This is a genomic window from Mesorhizobium sp. A623 (assembly GCF_054489405.1).
This window is the reverse complement of the sequence record NZ_JBTMXB010000079.1, coordinates 1-5,032: the sequence shown is the minus strand read 5'-3', so window position 1 is coordinate 5,032 and position 5,032 is coordinate 1. Positions and strand designations below refer to the sequence as shown.

Here is a 5,032-nt window from a genome sequence, read left to right as displayed (position 1 = left end):
AAATCACTGCGATCAGGGAATCAGAACAAGCCGGTCAATGCAAACCCGCGACTCCGATTAAGGAAAAACCGCTCTAGCTAGGCAATCGCAGCCACGCAATAATCTTTCCTACCGACTCCCCGAGCATGACCACGCCGACAACCATGCCGATTATACCGACGAGCGTCCACTTCATGAAGGTGCCGACTGTTCGGATCGCGTTGACCAGTTTCACGCCGTCCTTCAACGTGGCGATATCGTCCTCGCGAAGCTGAGCCAGAAACTCCCGCGTTTCCTCGGGAAGCTCTGCCATCCGGTTTACTGCTTGCGCTGCGTCGTCCATGCCCGTTCCGATCATTGGCCCCAGCCCCTTAGTTCAATGCTTCGATGGTGATGTGGTTGCCGCTATTTCCAGCAGCCGCGACGAGTGCCGTTGCGATCGTTGCCGAGCACCCGCTCATATCCTGGCCGGTCGGTGCCGATCAGTGCCACGGTGCCCGCCGGGCTAAGGTTCGATTTCAGGAACCCCGCGCAGCTGCTCGCAGGCATCGACTGGCAAGCCACTCCCGCGCAGGCCAGCCACACAAAGATCATAGTCAGACAAAGTTTGGAGCTTCGCATCGTCGCCCTTCCTTTCCAGTTCGGTCTTGATGTCGGCCGCCGCCACTTCGGCGATGCGGCGTTGGTAGCCGGCACTGTCGCCTCGAGCCTGGCCAATGAGGAACGCGACCGGCACAGCGGCTATGAGCGAGGCGACGGCGATGGCCTTCCAGTGCTTGAGAACGATCCAGAGGAATTCGAGCATCAGCATGATCTCCAGACGCCATCGGTAAGCCAACCATGCCAGTGGCCGACATGATGGACGGATGGCGTCAGGGTCGGTTTGTCGGTCGAGCCATTCCAGTTCCATGAAGCGCGGTCAGATTGAGGCTTGAAGCTGTTGCCGACGAGAATGGCGCCGGCAGCGCCGCAACCGCAGGGACAGCAATACCAGAACGTTTGCGAGCCACCTTCGTGCTTCTCGCCGAGATAGAAGGAGCCGGGCACGCCGCCGAGACCATCCCGACGAAAGTCATTCTTCTCGACGCATTGCGCGACGACCGGCTGCGTCTTGACCTCGCCCATTACCCTACCCCTCCACCGCTGCCCGGATCGTCTTGACCCGGCCGACGATCCACGGCCCAATGACGAGCGCAACGATGCCACCGGCAACACCGAGCCCGGCGAACAGCGCGATCGTCTGCCATGGCCAGCCGGCAATCGCGGTGAGCGCCGCGCCAGCGCCACCCAGGCCGATGCCGCTCCAGCCCCAACCGTTCGTCTGCTTCTTCACGGCCTTTTCGATGGCCGGGGGTACGTAAGGTTGGTTGATGGCGACCGGAACTTTGACCTCGACCTTCTTTTCTTCGACCACGGGCGCGGCCTGCACATCGCTGGACTGCGCTAGGGGCGCTGTCAGGGCCACCAGCGCCTCATGCAGGGCGGCGCGGGTGCGAGGGCCGGCGATACCATCTGCCTTCTCACCGGCACGCTGCTGGAACGCTGGGATGGCATTCGGAGCAAGGCCGAGCAGGACGAGCGCCACCTTGGCATACCAGTCGAGCCGATCCTGATAGCCGTTCAGCCCGCCATTGATCCGCTTCGTGATCATCTCGATATCGCCCTGGTCGGCGTATCGGTTCAAATTGCGGCTGTCCCAATACCAGATCGGGCCGAGCCCTTCCCACGGATCGGTCAGCATGGCGTCTGGCGTCTTCTCGAAATTTGGAACGACTGTCGATGTTCCCGCCATCAGCTTGCGGCACCAATCGCGGAAGGAACGTGTGTTCGCCCGTCCGGTAATCTGGATGCCGGTGCGGCCGCGGAACAAGAAGCCGTCTCCGTCCGCCGCTTTCGTGTTTCCGAGATCCGTGCGCGTGTCATATTTCTTCTGCGCCGGCGTCGGCCCCCACACCTCGCGGTCGTATCTGAAGGCGCCGCTCTCGTGGATGATCTGCGGCAGAAACTGCGCCAGACGATGCGGCTGATCGAGGCCGACATTGCGGCCATAGTCATCGAGCGCGATCACGACGCTGCTGGCGTTCGCTGTCTGCGCCTTCGTCATCTTGCCGCCGATCTTCTGAATGAGCGCAAGCGAGATCGCTGCACCGGCGGGTACAGTTCTATCCATGGTCTAATCCTTTTGGTTGAATTGCCGGCTGCACCCGGCCCCACTACTGTGGCATTCCCCGCCGAGCCCAAACGGCGAGCCCGGCCCGCAGTCTGGCAAGTAAGCGGCCGGGCATGCTCTTTTCAGCCATGCAGAGATTCGACTTCCGCCCGACGTGCTGCTTTGATGCACGCGGGGATTATGGGGAACGGGTCATCAGTCTCATCGACGCGAGCAATGTACGAAAACGCGCTGTCATCCTCGATCAAGCCTTCAGTGACACGCTGATAAAACTCCGAAAGGTCGGTTGCCACGGCCTGATCGACCGCCGGCGTATTCGTGCCGAGGATCATCAGAGGATCGCCCGGCATCTTGTCGATCGCGGCCTTCCACAACTGGATGCCCTTGTCCGAGCGCATTTCGTGGATTTCGTCACCGAACACCGCAATCGGTTTCGGGCCCGAGATGCTGTCGCCGGACGCTACCGGCAGGAATTTCGATCCGCTGGCCGGTATTTCGATCTTCCAGGCGTTGTCGCCAACACCGCGAATGATCACCTTGCCAAGGCTTTCGAGGGTGTCTTCGCCCTTGCCGGGTATTGGAGCCCTGCAAAGCGCCACAGCATCCGAGAACAAAACCTTGGCTTGGTCTCGGTCATTCGCGATGGCGTAGGCCTCGGCGCGTTTCACGCCGCAGAACCCGGTCATGTAGATACCGATCGCCCCCATCAGCGGCGATTTGGCCTGGCCCTTGCCCGTCCCGATCCATGCCTGCCGAAACCGACGGGTGCCATCCGCGTTTCGCCAGCCGAACAGGCTCCCGACAACGAAGGTCATCCAGTCCAGCAGGTGGAACGGCTCGCCAGCCTTGGCGCCGGCCGTCACCGTGAACATGGCCGGGAAGAACCGGAATGCCCTTGCCGCTTCCTCCGGGTCGAACCGAAGACCGCGCTTCGGCCCCTTCTTCAAGTCCTCCAGATGCCGTTTGCAGGATGCCCGGACGAAACGACCGGCTATGATCTCACCGGTTAGAACCCTATTGGCGTAGTCCGTTGTCGGATCCGAGGAATTCGTCACTTGGCGCTCTCCCGGCATCAGGCTTCTTCTCGACCGATCGGGATACCGCCTCTCCGAACATTGCCTTTTCCAGCTTCAAAAGCCGGTCATTGAGTTTCTCGACTGCAGCCCAGGTGAAACTGAACACGTCGCCGCCGTTTGGGCCTTTCGTCACCGGTCCTGCCGCAGCAGCAATCGGATAAAGGCATTCGAACTCGACCTTGGCCCGGACATATCGATCGGCGCGCGCCAGGTTTGCAGTATTCACCGCGCTGGCGGCTTTCAATGCGGCGACAGTCTCTTTCCAGAACAGGGCGGCCATTTCGAAACGGGCCTCGTCCTCACTGAAAATCTGCCGATAACGGGGTTGAACTGCCTTCATCATGTTATGTTGTTACCCCTACCCCCTCTTGCGGCATGATCTGAATGAAAATGTAGGGGGGACGCGGGTCTGGCCAAAACCGCACTCGTTTAAAATTTGCCGGGGTGGCCCCATGGTCGAAAAAATCAGGTCGAGGTTTCACGCGATTTTCGATTAGTAGGTCTACTAACTTGCTGTGGCCTACCGATTCCATGGATGGTTCGGGTCCAACGGCCTGCCGTGCTCGTCATGCCCACTGATGTAGCCTCGATGTGTTGCCCGCTGCGCTGCCCTGTCGTGGCATTCCTTGCAGACCGAGATGATGTTGTCCGGGTCGAGGAACAGCGTCATGTCGCCCTTGTGGTCTATCTTATAATGAGCGACTGGTGCGTTGGGCTGGTTGCCCTTGCCTCGCAGTGATCGACCACACCCAGGCCAGCGGCATGTGTAGCTATCCCTGAGCAGGATGTGCTTGCGGAGTTTCTGCCATGCTGGGAGTGCGTAGAGGGCGCGATGCTCTGGTCTGTGTGGGCGGCGTGCTGGCTGTTTGCTCGGCATAGAAGTTTGGCTCCATCGAACGCAGCGCATGGACCAAGCCAGATCATTGAAACGGCAGGGCGCGACCTTATATCAGTCGGGCGCTGATCATTTTCCTCCCATTGTGGTCGGCGCGTTCCCCCTCTGAACTTGGCCGGGCATCGTGCTCGGCCTTTTTCGTATGGCGCTGCTGCTTCCTGTCGCCTGTGCCTGGTGGTCGGTGGACTGGTGGCTTGCTCGGCATGGGGGATGGTGATTACCTGCTGACAGGGCACAGTCGATGACAGGAGGGGCAATTGGGCGACCTTAAAACTAAAGGACAAGATTCCGCCGGCAGCAAAATGGAAACTCTATGGAACTTCGTTGGGTGGACCACACTCGCCGGATGCTTCGTAGGCCTCATCTTGCTCTTGGATACCGCATTCTTGTGATCTTCGGCCTTCCGCGCTTGGCGAGCCTGTAGTGTAGATGCGAGGCGGCGGAAGACGTCACCCTTAAGCGATTGTTTTCGCTGTGATAACCGGGCAATAAATCGGATTTTCCGGTTATTTCGACGTCAATGGGTTTGCGAGGCGGCGGAACGCTGATCCGTCAATTCGGCGTTTTACCCAACCAGTTGCCATCCGGTCGGAACGTCATAGGGCTGGCTAACCCTTCCGCCTCGCAACTAGTCTTTCCGCACACTGGCGGCTGGAAATCTGGGGCTGGCATTCGGCCCACTCTATGAGCCGACCTACTAACCAGTTTCGCGCTCCCTCTGGCTTCCAAGGGCCTTGACCACAACGGCGCATCCTACTCTGCCAGCACGCTCCGATAATCTATGACCGCGCACTGTCGGAAGCGCGTAACGCGGAAACTCTAAGCCGAGCGAGGTGCCACGTGTACGGAACCGTTTCGCTCGCGAACGGTTGGTGCACGTAAACCCAGGAGATATTGAAATGATGTTACGCA

Annotated in this window: 6 protein-coding genes; all 6 read right to left on the bottom strand. The window is 59.8% G+C overall.

Annotated elements, in window-relative coordinates:
- Positions 1-73: 73 nt before the first annotated feature.
- The 6 genes from ACX3P1_RS27650 to ACX3P1_RS27625 all read right to left on the bottom strand — a co-directional run bounded on the left by ACX3P1_RS27650 (position 74) and on the right by ACX3P1_RS27625 (position 3,505).
- Positions 74-322 (bottom strand): hypothetical protein, encoded by a 249-nt coding sequence (locus ACX3P1_RS27650; protein ID WP_459082935.1) that lies wholly within the window; start codon positions 320-322, stop codon positions 74-76.
- Positions 323-484: 162 nt separating this feature from the next.
- Positions 485-790 carry a hypothetical protein gene (locus ACX3P1_RS27645; RefSeq protein WP_459082933.1) on the bottom strand — a complete coding sequence of 102 codons (306 nt, stop codon included), beginning with the start codon at positions 788-790 and terminating at the stop codon, positions 485-487.
- A complete protein-coding gene (locus ACX3P1_RS27640; protein ID WP_459082931.1) occupies positions 784-1,104 on the bottom strand; it encodes a DUF6527 family protein in 321 nt (106 codons plus the stop codon). Before ACX3P1_RS27640 ends, ACX3P1_RS27645 begins: the two co-directional genes overlap by 7 nt.
- Before the next feature lie 4 nt (positions 1,105-1,108).
- Positions 1,109-2,149, bottom strand: a complete 1,041-nt coding sequence (locus ACX3P1_RS27635; protein ID WP_459082929.1) for a glycoside hydrolase family 19 protein — start codon at positions 2,147-2,149, stop codon at positions 1,109-1,111.
- Between the two features lie 122 nt (positions 2,150-2,271).
- Positions 2,272-3,204: a terminase large subunit domain-containing protein gene (locus tag ACX3P1_RS27630; RefSeq protein ID WP_459082927.1), complete on the bottom strand. Its 933-nt coding sequence runs from the start codon at positions 3,202-3,204 to the stop codon at positions 2,272-2,274.
- Positions 3,164-3,505: a hypothetical protein gene (locus tag ACX3P1_RS27625; RefSeq protein ID WP_459082925.1), complete on the bottom strand. Its 342-nt coding sequence runs from the start codon at positions 3,503-3,505 to the stop codon at positions 3,164-3,166. The genes ACX3P1_RS27630 and ACX3P1_RS27625 overlap by 41 nt, the downstream gene beginning before the upstream one ends.
- Between the last annotated feature and the right edge of the window lie 1,527 nt (positions 3,506-5,032).

Coding starts and splice junctions, on each gene's coding strand:
- ACX3P1_RS27635 (WP_459082929.1), bottom strand. CDS start 2,149: ATGGATAGAACTGTACCCGCCGGTGCAGCGATCTCGCTTGCGCTCATT.
- ACX3P1_RS27650 (WP_459082935.1), bottom strand. CDS start 322: ATGGACGACGCAGCGCAAGCAGTAAACCGGATGGCAGAGCTTCCCGAG.
- ACX3P1_RS27625 (WP_459082925.1), bottom strand. CDS start 3,505: ATGGCCGCCCTGTTCTGGAAAGAGACTGTCGCCGCATTGAAAGCCGCC.
- ACX3P1_RS27640 (WP_459082931.1), bottom strand. CDS start 1,104: ATGGGCGAGGTCAAGACGCAGCCGGTCGTCGCGCAATGCGTCGAGAAG.
- ACX3P1_RS27645 (WP_459082933.1), bottom strand. CDS start 790: ATGCTGATGCTCGAATTCCTCTGGATCGTTCTCAAGCACTGGAAGGCC.